At 72.2% G+C, this 13997-nt stretch carries 15 protein-coding genes; 4 read left to right on the top strand and 11 right to left on the bottom strand.

Annotated elements, in window-relative coordinates; all coding sequences use genetic code 11:
* Window positions 1-9 precede the first annotated feature (9 nt).
* The 3 genes from ABZU25_RS01575 to ABZU25_RS01585 form a co-directional block, all read right to left on the bottom strand.
* On the bottom strand, window positions 10-2370 hold the full coding sequence (locus ABZU25_RS01575; protein WP_355027358.1) for a sodium-translocating pyrophosphatase: 2361 nt from the start codon (window positions 2368-2370) through the stop codon (window positions 10-12).
* Window positions 2371-2684: 314 nt separating this feature from the next.
* The gene (locus ABZU25_RS01580; protein ID WP_030334228.1) at window positions 2685-3122 is read right to left on the bottom strand and encodes an ATP-binding protein; all 438 of its coding nucleotides are present in this window, start codon (window positions 3120-3122) and stop codon (window positions 2685-2687) included.
* Window positions 3119-3475, bottom strand: coding sequence for an STAS domain-containing protein (locus ABZU25_RS01585; RefSeq protein WP_355027359.1), 357 nt, complete (start codon window positions 3473-3475; stop codon window positions 3119-3121). Before ABZU25_RS01585 ends, ABZU25_RS01580 begins: the two co-directional genes overlap by 4 nt.
* A 140-nt stretch (window positions 3476-3615) precedes the next feature.
* On the opposite strand from ABZU25_RS01585, the gene ABZU25_RS01590 reads away from it, so the two are divergent.
* The 3 genes from ABZU25_RS01590 (at window position 3616) to ABZU25_RS01600 (ending at window position 7147) form a co-directional block, all read left to right on the top strand.
* Entirely contained in the window at window positions 3616-6105 is a 2490-nt protein-coding gene (locus ABZU25_RS01590) for a DEAD/DEAH box helicase (protein WP_355027360.1), read from the top strand.
* Between the two features lie 99 nt (window positions 6106-6204).
* On the top strand, window positions 6205-6414 hold the full coding sequence (locus ABZU25_RS01595) for a hypothetical protein (protein ID WP_110565084.1): 210 nt from the start codon (window positions 6205-6207) through the stop codon (window positions 6412-6414).
* Between the two features lie 154 nt (window positions 6415-6568).
* Window positions 6569-7147 (top strand): hypothetical protein, encoded by a 579-nt coding sequence (locus ABZU25_RS01600; RefSeq protein ID WP_355027361.1) that lies wholly within the window; start codon window positions 6569-6571, stop codon window positions 7145-7147.
* A 195-nt stretch (window positions 7148-7342) separates the two neighbouring features.
* Here ABZU25_RS01600 and ABZU25_RS01605 read toward each other — a convergent pair whose 3' ends face one another.
* From ABZU25_RS01605 to ssd, 7 genes are all read right to left on the bottom strand, one after another.
* Window positions 7343-7741, bottom strand: coding sequence for an Rv3654c family TadE-like protein (locus ABZU25_RS01605; protein ID WP_355027362.1), 399 nt, complete (start codon window positions 7739-7741; stop codon window positions 7343-7345).
* Window positions 7741-8109 carry a TadE family type IV pilus minor pilin gene (locus ABZU25_RS01610; protein ID WP_355027459.1) on the bottom strand — a complete coding sequence of 123 codons (369 nt, stop codon included), beginning with the start codon at window positions 8107-8109 and terminating at the stop codon, window positions 7741-7743. Before ABZU25_RS01610 ends, ABZU25_RS01605 begins: the two co-directional genes overlap by 1 nt.
* 68 nt (window positions 8110-8177) lie before the next feature.
* Window positions 8178-8345 carry a DUF4244 domain-containing protein gene (locus ABZU25_RS01615; protein ID WP_081883916.1) on the bottom strand — a complete coding sequence of 56 codons (168 nt, stop codon included), beginning with the start codon at window positions 8343-8345 and terminating at the stop codon, window positions 8178-8180.
* Window positions 8346-8367: 22 nt separating this feature from the next.
* Window positions 8368-9006 carry a type II secretion system F family protein gene (locus ABZU25_RS01620; protein ID WP_355027460.1) on the bottom strand — a complete coding sequence of 213 codons (639 nt, stop codon included), beginning with the start codon at window positions 9004-9006 and terminating at the stop codon, window positions 8368-8370.
* Window positions 9006-10301, bottom strand: coding sequence for a hypothetical protein (locus tag ABZU25_RS01625; protein ID WP_355027363.1), 1296 nt, complete (start codon window positions 10299-10301; stop codon window positions 9006-9008). The genes ABZU25_RS01620 and ABZU25_RS01625 overlap by 1 nt, the downstream gene beginning before the upstream one ends.
* Complete coding sequence (locus tag ABZU25_RS01630) at window positions 10298-11509, bottom strand: TadA family conjugal transfer-associated ATPase (RefSeq protein WP_355027364.1); 1212 nt, start codon at window positions 11507-11509, stop codon at window positions 10298-10300. Before ABZU25_RS01630 ends, ABZU25_RS01625 begins: the two co-directional genes overlap by 4 nt.
* Complete coding sequence (gene ssd, locus ABZU25_RS01635) at window positions 11506-12609, bottom strand: septum site-determining protein Ssd (protein ID WP_355027365.1); 1104 nt, start codon at window positions 12607-12609, stop codon at window positions 11506-11508. The genes ABZU25_RS01630 and ssd overlap by 4 nt, the downstream gene beginning before the upstream one ends.
* A gap of 265 nt (window positions 12610-12874) precedes the next feature.
* Between ssd and ABZU25_RS01640 the strand changes: the two genes are divergently transcribed.
* Entirely contained in the window at window positions 12875-13306 is a 432-nt protein-coding gene (locus ABZU25_RS01640) for a hypothetical protein (RefSeq protein ID WP_355027366.1), read from the top strand.
* A 216-nt stretch (window positions 13307-13522) separates the two neighbouring features.
* Here the strand turns inward: ABZU25_RS01640 and ABZU25_RS01645 are convergent, their stop codons facing one another.
* Window positions 13523-13990: an NUDIX hydrolase gene (locus ABZU25_RS01645; RefSeq protein ID WP_355027367.1), complete on the bottom strand. Its 468-nt coding sequence runs from the start codon at window positions 13988-13990 to the stop codon at window positions 13523-13525.
* Window positions 13991-13997: the final 7 nt, after the last annotated feature.

A 13997-nucleotide genomic window follows, 5' to 3' on the forward strand; every position in this document is an offset into this window, starting at 1 on the left:
GGTGCCAGGTCAGGCGTTGACCGTCTCCGGCCGGTGGTCGGTGCTGCCCGCGCCGGTGCTGCCATCGGCGTCGGAGTCGGACATCGCGATGCCCTTACGCTTGCTGAACACCACCGACGCCACGATGATCAGCGTCGCGACCAGCGCGATACCGACCCGCAGGCCGACGTTGCGGTCGTCGCCGACGCTGTACGCCACCACGGCGGGCGCGATCAGCAGCGAGACCAGGTTCATCACCTTGATCAGCGGGTTGATCGCCGGGCCGGCGGTGTCCTTGAACGGGTCGCCGACGGTGTCGCCGATGACAGTGGCGGCGTGCGACTCGGAGCCCTTGCCGCCGTACGCGCCGTCCTCGACAAGCTTCTTGGCGTTGTCCCAGGCCCCACCGGAGTTGGACAGGAACACCGCCATCAGGGTGCCCGCCCCGATCGCGCCGGCCAGGTACGCGGCGAGCGCACCGGGCCCGAGGCCGAAGCCGACAGCGATCGGCGCCAGGATGGCGAGCAGACCGGGGGTCATCAGCTCGCGCTGCGCGTCCCGGGTGCAGATGTCGACGACCTTGCCGTACTCCGGGCGTTGGGTGCCGTCCATGATGCCGGGCAGCTCACGGAACTGCCGGCGGACCTCCATCACCACGGCGCCGGCCGAGCGGGACACCGCGTTGATGGCCAGCCCGGAGAAGAGGAAGACCACCGCCGCGCCGATGATCAGGCCGACCAGGTTGCGCGGGTTCGCCACGTTCAGCGAGTTGAGGATCTCGGTCCCGACGTCACCCACTCCGGCGTCCTCGTACGCGCTGCGCAGCGAGTCGGTGTACGAGCCGAACAGCGCTGTCGCGGCGAGCACCGCCGTGGCGATCGCGATGCCCTTGGTGATCGCCTTGGTGGTGTTGCCGACCGCGTCCAGCTCGGTGAGCGTCCGGGCGCCGTGCTCGTCGATGTCGCCGGACATCTCGGCGATGCCCTGGGCGTTGTCGGAGATCGGCCCGAAGGTGTCCATCGCGACGATCACGCCGACCGTGGTGAGCAGGCCGGTGCCGGCCAGCGCCACCGCGAACAGCGACAGCGTGATGGAGCTGCCGCCGAGCAGGAACGCGCCGAAGACGCCGGCGCCGATGAGCAGCGCCGAGTAGACCGCCGACTCCAGGCCGATGCTGATGCCGGCCAGGATGACGGTGGCCGCACCGGTCTGCGAGCTCTTGCCGATGTCCTGCACCGGACGCCTGTTGGTCTCGGTGAAGTAGCCGGTCAGCGCCTGGATCGCGGCGGCCAGCACGATGCCGATCACCACCGCGCCGATGGCGACCAGCCGAGGGTTGCCGGGCGCGTCGGTGAGCCCGCTGTCGAACTCGCCGAAGGTCGCCGGGAGGTACGCGTAGGCGGCGATCGCCACCAGCACCGCGGAGAGCACCGCCGAGATGTAGAAGGCCCGGTTGATCGCGGTCAGGGCGTTGCGGTCGGTCGCGCGCAGCCGGGTGATGAAGACGCCGACGATCGCGATCAGCACGCCGATGGTGGAGATGATCAGCGGGAAGACGAGGCCCTCCTCGCCGAACGCGGCGCGGCCGAGGATCAGCGCGGCGACAAGCGTCACCGCGTACGACTCGAACAGGTCGGCGGCCATGCCGGCGCAGTCACCGACGTTGTCGCCCACGTTGTCGGCGATGGTGGCGGCGTTGCGGGGGTCGTCCTCGGGGATGCCCTGCTCGACCTTGCCGACCAGGTCGGCGCCGACGTCGGCGGCCTTGGTGAAGATGCCGCCGCCGACCCGCATGAACATCGCGAGTAGCGCGGCACCGAAGCCGAAGCCTTCCAGCACGGTCGGCGCGTCACCCCGGTAGAGCAGGACGACAAGCGCGGCACCGAAGAGGCCGAGGCCGACGGTGAAGAAGCCGACGACACCACCGGTTTGGAACGCGATCTTCATGGCCGCCTCGCGGCCGCCTGCCCGCTCCCTCGCGGCGGCGGCCACGCGCAGGTTGGCTCGGGTGGCCAGCCACATGCCGGCGCCGCCGATGAACGCGCTGAACAGGGCACCCACCACGAAGAAGAGTGAGCGGCCGATCTTCACCGCGAGTTCACTGCCATCGGTGTCGTGCACCGGAAGCAGGAAGAGCAGCACGACGGCGACGACGACGAAGATCGCCAGGGTGCGGAATTGCCGGAGCAGGTAGGCCGAGGCGCCCTCCTGGACCGCCCCCGAGATCTCCTGCATTTTCTCGGTGCCCTTACCAGCGGCCAGCACCGTTTTTGTCAGGGCGGCAGCGAAACCGAGCGCCACCAGCGCGACAACCGCGGCGATGACGACGTAGGTGACATTGCTTCCGGTAAGGGAAAGCCCGCCGCCGTCGGCGGCCAAGGTCTCGGACATCTGTGTCCTCCTGTTACCGAACAATCGCGCCGGTGAGTGGAGACGCACTGACCGACGCCTGGATGCGGACTCGCAAGCGCGCGCCAACCCACCAGCGGACCAGCGATGACCACCCATACCCGCTGGCTGCGGGACGGGTCACTTGCTGACAACCCGGGTACTGTAGCCCTCCGCAGTGTTGGAGGTCACACGCAGGTGCCACCGTGTCGCGATGATCTTCGTCGCTGTGTTATGAAACGAAATCTGATATAGGGTCCGATCCATGAAAGAAGGCCGCATCCCCAGCAGGGGACACGGCCTACGCAGCGAAACGGTCAGCGGCCGACCGGCCACACCATCCGCACCTCGGTGCCGATGCCCTCGTCGACCGGACGCACCTGCAGGTCCTCGACGAAGCCGGCGAGCAGCGCGAAGCCGACACCGGTGGTCAACGCCTCATCGGTGAGCGACTCGTTGGCCAGCTCGTCCGGCGGCAGCGCGGTCAGACCGATACCCGCCTCGATCGGCGCCCGGTCCACCACCCGCACCGCGTACGAACCGCCGTCGGACATCTCCACCAGCACCGGGTCGGCCAGGCCGTACTGCCGGTGCAGGGCCACCGCGCGGGTGCACGCCTCACCGATGGCCAGGCGCACCTCGTCCAGCAGGTCCTCCCGGACCCCGGCCCGCCGTGCGACGGCGACGCCGACCAGCCGGGCGGTGCGCACGTGCACGGGGGCGGGGGAGAACGAGAGCTTGACGGTCGCCATCACGCGCCGGCGCCCGCCGGGTCGGCGCTGACCGCCGCGTCGACCGTCGGGTGCAACGGGAACACCTGGTCCAGTGCGGTGATCCGGAAGATCTTGAGCAGGGGCTCCTTGTCACAGACCAGGGCGAACGAACCGCTGGCCGCGCGGAGCCGCTTGAGCGCGCCGACCAGCACGCCCAACCCGGTGGAATCGAGGAAGTCCACCCGGTCGAGGTCGACGACCACGTGCCGGGCGCCACCATCGATCAACTCGAGGAGTCGTTCGCGAAGTCGGGGCGCGGTGTAGACGTCCACCTCACCACCGACCTCGAGCACCGTGTACTCACCCTCGGTGCGGGTCGCCAGCGACAGCTCCATCGGTCCTCCTCGCCAGAGCCGTAAACTCTCGTGGGCATCTAACCACTACCGCCGGTGCGGCCTGCGGACGCCAGCGGAAGCTTCCCCTTACCCCCCGGCCCGACTTTTCATCTCCGAACACCAGTGCGAGAGTGCAGGGCGTGACCTCCAACGACTTCAGCTCGGCGCATCACACGCCGCGCCACGACCTGGAGTCGTCGCCCGCGGCCACCGTATCCGCTGGTCCCGGCCCCGGGCCAGCGCCCGCCGACCTGCTGCGCCGGCTCCGGGCTCGGGGCGCCGGCGACCCGGTCACCCACGTCGAGCGGGTGCCGGCCCGCGCCGGGGTGCCCGCGCCCTGGCCGTCGTGGGCGCCGGAGGAGCTACGCGCGACGTTCACCGGCCGCGGCGTGACAGCGCCCTGGCAGCACCAGGCCGAGGCGGCCAACCTGGCGTACGAGGGCCAGCACGTTGTCGTCGCCACCGGCACCGCGTCCGGCAAGTCACTGGCGTACCAGCTACCGGCGCTGGCCACCCTGCTCGCCGACCCCCGGGCCACAGTGCTCTACCTCGCGCCGACCAAGGCACTCGCCGCCGACCAGCTGCGGGCCGTCACCGCGCTGGAGCTGGAAGGGGTACGCCCCGCCTGCTACGACGGGGACACTCCGCGCGCCGAGCGGGAGTGGATCCGCCGGCACTCCCGGTTCGTGCTGACCAACCCCGACATGCTGCACCACGGCATCCTGCCCGGTCATGCCCAGTGGTCCGGTTTCCTGCGCCGACTCGCGTACGTGGTGATCGACGAGTGCCACACCTACCGGGGGGTGTTCGGCTCGCACGTGGCGCACGTGCTGCGTCGGCTCCGCCGGCAGTGCGCCCGGTTCGGGGCCACCCCGGTCTTCGTCCTCGCCTCGGCGACCTCCGGCGACCCGGCGACCGCGGCCGGACGGCTGACCGGCCTGCCGGTGACGGCGGTCACCGAGGACGCGTCGCCGCGCGGCGGGGTGACCTTCGCGCTCTGGGAGCCGCCGCTGCTGCCACCCGACACCGGCTCCTCTCTCCGGGTGCCGCCGCCCGGCGACGACTCCGCTCCCCCAGCGCCGCCGCAACCGACCGGCGACTCCGCTTCCCCAGCGCCCTCACAGCCGACCGGCGACCACGACGAGCTTCGGCAGGTCCGCCGGTCGGCGCTGCGCGAGACCGCGGACCTGCTCGCCGACACTGTCGCCGAGGGGGTACGCACCCTCGCGTTCGTCCGCTCCCGCAAGGGCGCCGAGGTCGTGGCGGCCAACGCCCGCCGGTCGCTGGACGACGCGGTGCCGGGGCTCGGCGACCGGGTGGCTGCCTACCGGGGCGGCTACCTGCGCGAGGAGCGGCGCGAGCTGGAGCGGGCGCTGCTGCACGGCGACCTGCTCGGCCTGGCCTCCACGAACGCGCTGGAGCTGGGCGTGGACCTGGTCGGGCTGGACGCGGTGCTGATCTGCGGCTACCCCGGCACACGGGCGTCACTGTGGCAGCAGGCGGGCCGCGCCGGGCGTTCCGGGCAGGAAGCCCTCGCCGTGCTGGTGGCCCGGGACGACCCACTGGACACCTACCTCGTGCACCACCCGGAGGCGATCTTCGGCGCTCCGGTGGAGGCGACGGTGCTCGACCCGGCCAACCCGTACGTGCTGGCACCGCAGCTCGCCTGCGCCGCGGTCGAGGCGCCGCTCACCCCGGCCGACCTGGTGCTCTTCGGCGACGGGGCGAAGGAGGCCGTCGACCAGCTGGTAGCCGCCGGGGCGCTGCGGCAGCGGCCCACCGGCTGGTACTGGCGGCACCGGGAGCGGCCCGAGGTGGACCTGCGCGGGGAGGGTGGCGCCCCGGTCTGCGTGGTGGAGTCGTCGACCGGCCGGCTGCTCGGCACTGTCGACGGCGGCTCCTCGCACTTCCTGCTCCACCCCGGCGCGGTCTATCTGCACCAGGGTGTCTCGTACGTGGTCGACGATCTCGACCTCGCCGACGGCTGCGCGCTTGTGCACGCCGAGGAGCCGGACTGGTCCACCCACGCCCGCGACGTCACCGACCTGTCGGTGGTGTCGGTGCGTTCCTACGTGGATGCCGGGCCGGTCGGCATGTTCCTCGGCGAGGTGGACGTGACCAGTCAGGTCGTGTCGTACCAGCGGCGACGGATCGCCACCGGCGAGGTGATCGACACCCGGCCGCTCGACCTGCCCACCCGGGAGCTGCGCACGGTGGCGGTCTGGTTCACCCTGTCGCCGCAGTCGTTGACTCTCGCCGGCGTCCAACCAGCCGACGTGCCCGGTGCGCTGCACGCTGCCGAACACGCCGCGATCGGCCTGCTCCCGCTGATGGCCACCTGCGACCGGTGGGACATCGGCGGGCTCTCCACCGCAGTGCACCCGGACACCGAGGCGCCGACCGTCTTCGTCTACGACGGGCACCCGGGTGGCGCGGGGTTCGCCGAGCGGGCGTACGGGACAGCGTCGGCGTGGCTGCGGGCCACCCGGGACGCGATCGTCGAGTGCGGTTGCGAGACCGGTTGCCCGTCCTGCGTGCAGTCGCCGAAGTGCGGCAACGGCAACAATCCGCTCTCCAAGCCGGACGCGATCCGGGTGCTCGACGTGGTGTTGGCGAACCTGCCGCAATGAGCGGGTTGCATGAATCGGCATGGCACTGGGCACAATGTGTGGGAGCGCTTCCATCGATGCCTATGTTGCTGATCGCCCCCCGTTGCCCGAGGAGGAGCCGTGGCCGACACCATCGCCGAGACCGTCGACCTGCTCTACAGCATTGACCAGGATCAACTCACCCTCGACCAGCAGATCGCGCTCGGGTCCGCGCTGGCCAACCTGGCTCAGGCCGAACGCCTGGAGCAGATCAACGAACGGCTGCGCGTCATCCACCAGGTTCTCAACACCTGGGCGCTGCGCGCCGCGACCACCACCGACGGACGCTGATCCCCCCTTTCACCAGCACGGGCAACGGGATGTTGGGGTAGCCGTTCGACGGCCCCCGGCGGCTACCCAGCATCTTGCGATCGTCGATGGCAGGGAGCACGACGATTGTCGGGCTGTGCGAGACTCCGGCGGACCAACCCCCTGAGGAGTTCACATGCAGTTGGACAATTTGCAGAGTCAGCACCAGTTCCACGTCCGTCAGCGCCTGCGCATGATGGTCAACCAGTACGAGGTCCGGTCGGTCTCCCCGGACGGCACCGAGGGTGAGCTGCTCGCGTTCGCGCAGCAGAAGCGACTCGCCTTCAAGGAACAGGTGACGATCTACACAGATGACTCGAAGCAGCAGCCCCTGCTCGGCTTCAAGGCCCGCCAGCGCATCGACCTCGGCGCCACGTACGACGTCACCGACGCCGCCGGGAACGCGATCGGCTTGTTCCGTAAGGACTTCGCCCAGTCCCTGCTCCGGTCCACCTGGCACGTCGAGCAGGCCGGCCTGCCGCAGGTCACGGGCCAGGAGCGCAGCCTGCCGGTGGCACTGCTGCGCCGGTTCGTCGACTCGCTGTCGTGGCTGCCGTACCACTTCGACTTCACCGCCGGCGGCCAGCCGGTCTTCACCGTGGTCAAGAAGTGGGGCCTGCGCGACAAGTACATCGTCGAGGTGCAGCACCCGCAGATCGACCGCCGCCTGGTCATCGCCATGGCCGTCGCCCTCGACGCGCTCCAGGCCCGCTGACACACCCGCTGCTCGGCCGCTGACCGGGACGGGGCTCTCCGCCCTGGTCCCGGCCAGCAGGCCGTCCGCAAACGCTGCGAGGTTCGCCGGTTCATCGAGCAGCCGGCCGGCTCGTCGCCTCCGCCCGCACGGCGCGCTGACCCGCGCGGCTCGGGCAGGTGAACCTACGTGGACGGCGGCTTCTCCCAACCTCATTCAACCGCGCACCGGGCCGGCGCGGGCCGTCGATGTGGCGACCCGGGTCAGCCCGGGAAGTGGCGTGAACGCCACCTCGACGGTCACCAGCACGTCCAGTCCGTCAAGGCGACAGCGGACCGTCCGACCAGCGTTGCGGCTGGCGATGTCAGCCGCGAACGCGCAGGCCATCGCCTCGCCGTCGAGCGGGTGGGCGGCCCCCGCCAGCGCGCCGAGATCGGCTGCCACCGCCGCCTGCTGATCGGCTCGCTGAGCTGCGGCGATGGCGGCACCGAACGTCCCGACCAGCAGGAAGACCAGCCCGGTCGCCAGCAGTAGGACGGTCGCGCCACCGCGCTGCGCGTCCGGTGGGCCGTCATCGAGTCGCTCGGAGTCCGGGCCGTGGGTCCGTCGCACCATCAGCTCCTCTCGGCAACGCCGGGTTCCACGGCTGCGACCGCACTGGCGACGACGGTGATCCGCGGGAGCCGGCCGCCCAGCGTCCGGACGGGCGCGCGTACCGTCGTCCGCACCAGGTCGCCGTCGACGGACACCGACACCGCCGCCCCCGGCGGTGCCGCACGCCCGCCTTCCGCGCTGCCGTCCGCGCCGCGGGCCGCGGCCAGCGCCGCTTCCCGGGCCGCGTGTAGGCAGCCGGCCTGGGCGCTGACCGCATTGACGGCGGTGAGGCCGGCCAGCAGGAGCAGGAGTAGCGCCGGCAGGCCAGCCGCCAGTTCGGCGGTGAACGACCCTCGGTCCCCGTCGGCGGCCCGCTCGACAGCGCGGATTCTCCGCCCGCCGGGCGCCCGCTCGGGATTGCCCGGCCTCCGATCGCGGCCAGCCTGCCGGCGCCCGCTCACTTCAGCGCCCGGTCGATGACGGCGGTCAACGCCGACTGGACGTTGCCGGAGGTCAGCACCTTCAACAGGATCCCGGCGAAGGCGACCGCGGCGAGCGTGCCGACGGCGTACTCGGCCGTGTTCATTCCGGCGTCGCCGCGCAGGCGGGCGATGAGTTTGCGCATTGCTGTTTCCCTTCTCGATGGGTCAGAGCACGTCGCCGAGAACGGCGACGATCACCGGCACCAGGCCGGCGAGAATGAACGCCGGCAGGAAGCAGAGCCCCAGCGGCAGAACGATGAGCACGCCCGCCCGACGGGCTGACGCCTCGGCAGCGGTAGCCCGGTCGGCACGCAGGTCGTCGGCGAGCCGGGTCAGTGCGCCGGCCAGAGCCGCGCCGCTGTTGGAGGAGCGCAACGCCGCTGCGGTCAACCGGTCCGCACCGGGCACCCCGTCCAGCGCAGACCACGCCTCCGTCGGGCCACCGCCGAGCAGCAACGTGCGGCCGGCCCGGGCCAGCCGCGCGGCGAGCGGTCCGTCCAGGGCCTCGGCGACGGCCAGCACCGAGCGATCGACCGGAGCGCCCGCCCGCATCGCGGCGGCCAGCAGATCGACCGCGAGCGGCAGGTCGGCGGCCTCCTGAAGCCGCCGCTTGCGCACACCCGGTGACTCGATCCGCCGCAGCAGGTAATCCAGCAGGAGGGCGGTCGGGAGCGCACCGAGCAGCCCCAGCCAGCCCTCGACGACCACGGCGACGGCGAGCCCGGCCAGCGCCGCGGCGAGGCGGATCACGTCGGGCCGCCGCCCACCGGCTGGGCTCCGTCGGCTTGCCGGACTTCGCGACATCACCCGGCCCGCCCCGGCGTCGCGCCCAGCCGTTCCGTCCAGAGGAGGCCCACGACCTGCAGGGCGACCGCGACGACCGCACAGACCCCGCCGACACTGCTATGCAGCAGCACCGCCACCGGGTCGACGCCAATCGCGTACCCGAGCCCGATCCCACCCACCGGCAACGCGGCCAACAACCAGGCCGTGGCCCGGGCGCCGGCCGCCTGGGCCGCCGCGGCAGCCAGACCCCGGTCGGTTGCCCGAGCGTCTGCCTCGATCCGCTCGACGAGTTCCGCCAGCGGCGCGCCGGTCCGGTCGGCCAGCCGCACCGCCGCTGCCGTCAGCTGACGCAGCCGGTCCGACCCGTCCCACCCATCGGTGGCGGCCTCGATCGCGTGCTGCACGGGCAGGCCGGCCCGGAGGTCCGCAGCGAGGCCACACAGTTGGTCCAGCCCACGTCGCCGCCGTCGCTCGGCACCCCGGTTCACTCGCCAGCGCAACACCGCCCGTCCGGCCAGTGCGGCGTACCCACCCACCGCGACCGCGGCGACCGGCCCGCCGACCACAGCACCGACACCACCAGCCAGCAGACCGACCAGCGGCAGCACCCGCCTCGACGACCGTGGAACCCCTTGCCGCGCAGCTCCACTCGGGGCATCGGCCGACCCGACGGACCGGTCGGCCCAGCGGACGAGACCCCCGCGCCCCTCGGCCGTTGCCGCGCCGGACGTGTCGCCCGGATTGTCCGCCACGTCGCCGCACCCAACGGTCGTCACCGCGCCCGAAGCGTCGTCCCGACGGTCCACCCCCACATCACCGCCGCCGATCGTCATCGCGGCCACGGATGTGCCACCCGATCGTTCGACGTCCGGGATACCGGCCTCGCGCCCACCGGTGCCGGCCGGACGTCGGGGATCCCGACGGGTCGGCGGACGCGTCGGGCCGGCGGGACGGGAAGACCCCACCGACCCGGCCGTCGCCCCGGGCCAGCCCGCGCTGCCGGTGACGTCCCGGCTGGGCCAGCCGAGCGCGGTCGGCCTTCCGCTCCGACCCGCGGTGCTGAGCGGCCGGCGCGGAATGCCGACCGGGCCACCCGGGGTCGGCGAGCCGCCGGGCCCGTCGAGCGGCCCGTCCGGCGTGCGGCCGAGTTCCCGGATCCACTCCACGAGCGCGTCGTTGGGATCAGCGCCGCCGCTCCCCCGTCCCGGCGTCAGCACCCGTCGTCGGCGGGCCCGGATGCTACGCACGGGCCACGCCACCAGGGCCGCGGCGACCAGAAGCAGCGCCGCCACCAGCAGCGTCGCGCCGGTCATGCCGGGCCTGCCGATCCGGGCCACGGCTCGCTGAGGATCGGCGGCACCGCCACGCCGCGTTCCCGGAGCAGCGCCCCCAGTGCCCGGGCGGCCAACCCGAGCCCGCTGCCGCGTACCCAGGCGGGCACCACGGTCACCAACCGTTCCGGCCCTTCGGGCAGGAGCAGGCAGACCGACTCCAGTACGCGTCCCCGGTCGCCGCGCCGCACCTGGAACAGCACCTGCAACGCGGCGGCCACCTGGGCGTGCAGCGCGGCGCGGGGCAGCCCACCCAGCATGCCCAGCGCCTCCAGCCGGGCCGGCACGTCCGACGGGGAGTTGGCGTGCAAGGTGCCAGCGCCTCCGTCGTGGCCGGTGTTGAGCGCCGCAAGCAGGTCGACCACCTCACCGCCCCGACACTCCCCGACCACCAGACGGTCCGGACGCATCCGCAACGCCTGCCGGACCAGGTCGCCGAGGCTGACCAGGCCCGACCCCTCCACATTGGCGGTACGCGCCTGAAGCCCGACCACGTGCGGGTGCCCCGGACGCAGCTCGGCGGCGTCCTCCACGAGCACGATCCGCTCGGTGGCTGGCACCATCCCCAACAGCGTGTTGAGCAGGGTCGTCTTGCCCGACCCTGTTCCGCCGGTGACCAGGTACGCCAGGCGGGCAGCCACGACGGCGGCAAGCAGCGGTGCCACCGGTCGCGGCACGGTCCCGTGGTGGACCAGCTCATCGAGCGTGAACGGCCGGTGCCGGAAGGTCCGCAGGGACAGGTAGGGGCCCTCGGTCGCCACCGGCGGCAGCACGGCGTGCAGTCGGGTGCCGTCAGGGAGCCGGGCGTCCGCGTACGGGGAGCCGTCGTCGAGCCGCCGGCCGGCGCTGGCGACCAGTCGCTGGGCCAGCCGGCGCACGTCCTCGATCGAATCGAACGGGACCGCGACCTGCTGTAGTCCCGAACCACGGTCGACCCAGACCCGGGTCCCGTTGACCAGGACGTCGGTGACCTCCGGGTCGGCGAGCAGTGGGGCCAGCGGTCCGGCACCGACGAGGTCGTCGCGCACCCGGTCGGCTATCCGCAGCACGGCGTTGTCGCCGAGCACCGCAGCGGTTGGCTCGGCCCGTACCGCGGAGACGATCGACGCCGCTGTGACCGGGGTGGTGGCGGCGGCGATCCGCTGCCGCACCCGGGCGGCGAGGGTGCCGTCCTGCGACCTGCCGGTCATGCCGCACCCGCCGCCGGCACACCGGTCAGGTCGGTGACGATCCGCTGGCAGAGTGCGGCCAGCGGGCCTTTACCCGCGGCGGCCGGCGCCTCGCCTCGCTCCAGCCCGCGGCACAGCCCGGGCTCGGGACGCAGCGTGCCAGCCAGCGGGAGGCCAAGAGCCCGCGCCACCTCGGTGGCGCGCAAGCGGCCCGGAGCGGGCCCGCGCACCACCACCGAGAGCGCCGCGCAGTGCGGGGCGGCAGCGGCCACCACCCGAGCGGCCGCAGCGGTGGCACGCAGCTCGGCGGGGACGACGACGAACGCCTGGTCCGCCGCCTGCAACGCCACCACTGCGGCGTCGTCCAACTGTCGGGGCACATCCACCACCACGAAGTCCCGACCACGCCGAGCGGCGTCGAGGGTCGCCGCCATCGCCGCCACTGGCAGCGCCAGCATCTCGCCGCGGTCCCAGGAGAGCACCACCAGATCACCCCGGTTGGGCAGGGCCCGCACCAGTGCCGGGGCGTCCACCCGCCCGTCGGCGCTGGTGAGCGAGGGCCAGCGCAGCCCTTCCAACTGCTCCCAGCCCAGCACGAGGTCGAGGCCGCCTCCGAGCGGGTCCGCGTCGATCAGCAGCGTGCGCAACCGGGCTCGGGCAGCGGTAACGGCGAGGCCGCCAGCGAGCACGCTCGCCCCGGCACCGCCCCGACCACCGAGCACCGCCACGACCCGGGCGCCGACGCCGTCCGGGCGGTCCGGACCCTGCTCGGCGAACCGATCCACCAGCCATGGCTCGGCGGTGGGCAGCATGGCGACGTGCTCGGCCCCGATCAGCTCGGCGATCTGCCAGCCGGAGTCGAGCTGACCGGCTCGGCCGACCAGCACCAATCGGGACCGCTGCGGCAGCCGGGCACGCAGACACGCCTGTGCCTGGTCGACGCCGAGCAGCACCAGTGGGGCGGGCTGCCAGCGAGTACGGGCGGCGGCCGGGTCGCGGGCCAGCTCCACATCGGTCCCGCCAGCGGCGGCGAGCCGGAGCAAATCATCGAGCAGTTCGTCGTCGCCGGTGACGACCAGCGGGAGCCGGCGGATCGGCGGAACCGAGGTACGGGTTGGCATCGCGGCCTCCAGCGGTCGGGCTCTGGTATGCCGCCGACCCTGCTCGGAAACCGCCCGGCAAGCCGCCCCGATCGCGCCGCCTGTGGACAACCTCGTGGGCTGTGGACAACGCCCGGTGGGGCAGTTGATCTGCTACGCGCGCGGCCTGTCCCGCCACCGCCCGAGCTGCTCAGAGACGCGAACGGGACCGCTCCCTCCGGGAGTGACTCCCTGGACACCCCGCTCCTGCGCGGTGGTGGGCATCGACCGTTGTAAGGTGCACGACGTGGGATACGTGGTGAGGCCCTCAGGCCGTTTGCACCTCCCGGAGTCGGACGACACTGCTGCGGCCGCCGCCGCCCAGGCCGCCATGGCTGGACAAGCTGGTTGGTACAAGCCGGACGCGTCTCCGTCGATTGACAGGCTGGCCGACCTGGCCGAAGAGGCCAGAGCCTCGATCATCCGCGACGGAGACTGGATCGAGTTCGGGTACGACGACGAGGGCGACCCCAAATGGTCGAATCAGGTCACGGCCTTCTACGTCGCGATTGCGCCGTTCGTTCGCTCGGGAACTGTCCACATTGAGGGCGAGGACGGTTCCCGCTGGTCATACACCTACGCTGACGGGCAGATCACCCAACAGGGTTGGAACGGTTGGGATGGATCCATCGAGCCGTTTGGCGAGTACGTGGAACTCGCTCCCCCGGACCACCCGTAGGCGCAGGCTCCCGCACCAGATGCCTAAGCTTCGGCAGGGGATTCTCCGACCTAGCGGCCGCCCCGCCAGGGGGTGGCCGGTCCCGTGGTCTTCCGCTTCCGCGCCAACGGCCGGGGTGCGTTGCGGGGTCGGAGTGCGGAGCGACGGATGCGCGCCCAGTCGTCAGCGCGTGCCTCCCGTCCGCGGGGCCGCCTTGAAACGTGCCGGAACTCTGGACTAGAGGGCGCTACCGTGCTCCGTATAAGCGGCCTTGCCGCTGTTGTGTGCTGCGGTCGCTGCGCGGAGTCTCCGAGTAAGTCGAGGCGGACCGTAACGCTCCAGATCGTCTGTTGCCACGTAGCGCCACGCAGTGAGTTCCCCGTCCGCAAAACGGATTGCCTTTTCTTGTCCCGTATTGAGAGAGCCAGCGTCGAAGATGAAAAGGAGCTTGTCTCCTTCGTGCTCGGCCGGCGCCCAGTCGACGACGAGCATGGGGCCGAGGACGATGGTGAGGCCGAGTTCCTCCTCGATCTCGCGTATGCACGCCGCACGCGGTGACTCGCCGGGTTCGACGTAGCCGCCGGGGATGTCCCAGTGCTTCTTGTAGGTGGGGCGTACGAGGAGCACGCGACCTTCATCGTCGAAAAAGAGGGCGCCTGCGGCGACGCGTGGGGTTGCCACGGGTGGCATCTCATTGGCCGTCACCAGCGCA

The sequence above is a fragment of the Micromonospora sp. NPDC005215 genome, from assembly GCF_040607915.1.
Classification (GTDB): domain Bacteria; phylum Actinomycetota; class Actinomycetes; order Mycobacteriales; family Micromonosporaceae; genus Micromonospora.

Excerpts from the sequence above, each read along its gene's own strand:
- ABZU25_RS01600 (WP_355027361.1), top strand. The coding sequence starts at position 6,569 with ATGCAGTTGGACAATTTGCAGAGTCAGCACCAGTTCCACGTCCGTCAG.
- ABZU25_RS01630 (WP_355027364.1), bottom strand. The coding sequence starts at position 11,509 with ATGACCGGCAGGTCGCAGGACGGCACCCTCGCCGCCCGGGTGCGGCAG.
- ABZU25_RS01575 (WP_355027358.1), bottom strand. The coding sequence starts at position 2,370 with ATGTCCGAGACCTTGGCCGCCGACGGCGGCGGGCTTTCCCTTACCGGA.
- ABZU25_RS01585 (WP_355027359.1), bottom strand. The coding sequence starts at position 3,475 with ATGGAGCTGTCGCTGGCGACCCGCACCGAGGGTGAGTACACGGTGCTC.
- ABZU25_RS01625 (WP_355027363.1), bottom strand. The coding sequence starts at position 10,301 with ATGACCGGCGCGACGCTGCTGGTGGCGGCGCTGCTTCTGGTCGCCGCG.
- ABZU25_RS01620 (WP_355027460.1), bottom strand. The coding sequence starts at position 9,006 with ATGTCGCGAAGTCCGGCAAGCCGACGGAGCCCAGCCGGTGGGCGGCGG.
- ABZU25_RS01615 (WP_081883916.1), bottom strand. The coding sequence starts at position 8,345 with ATGCGCAAACTCATCGCCCGCCTGCGCGGCGACGCCGGAATGAACACG.
- ABZU25_RS01605 (WP_355027362.1), bottom strand. The coding sequence starts at position 7,741 with ATGGTGCGACGGACCCACGGCCCGGACTCCGAGCGACTCGATGACGGC.
- ssd (WP_355027365.1), bottom strand. The coding sequence starts at position 12,609 with ATGCCAACCCGTACCTCGGTTCCGCCGATCCGCCGGCTCCCGCTGGTC.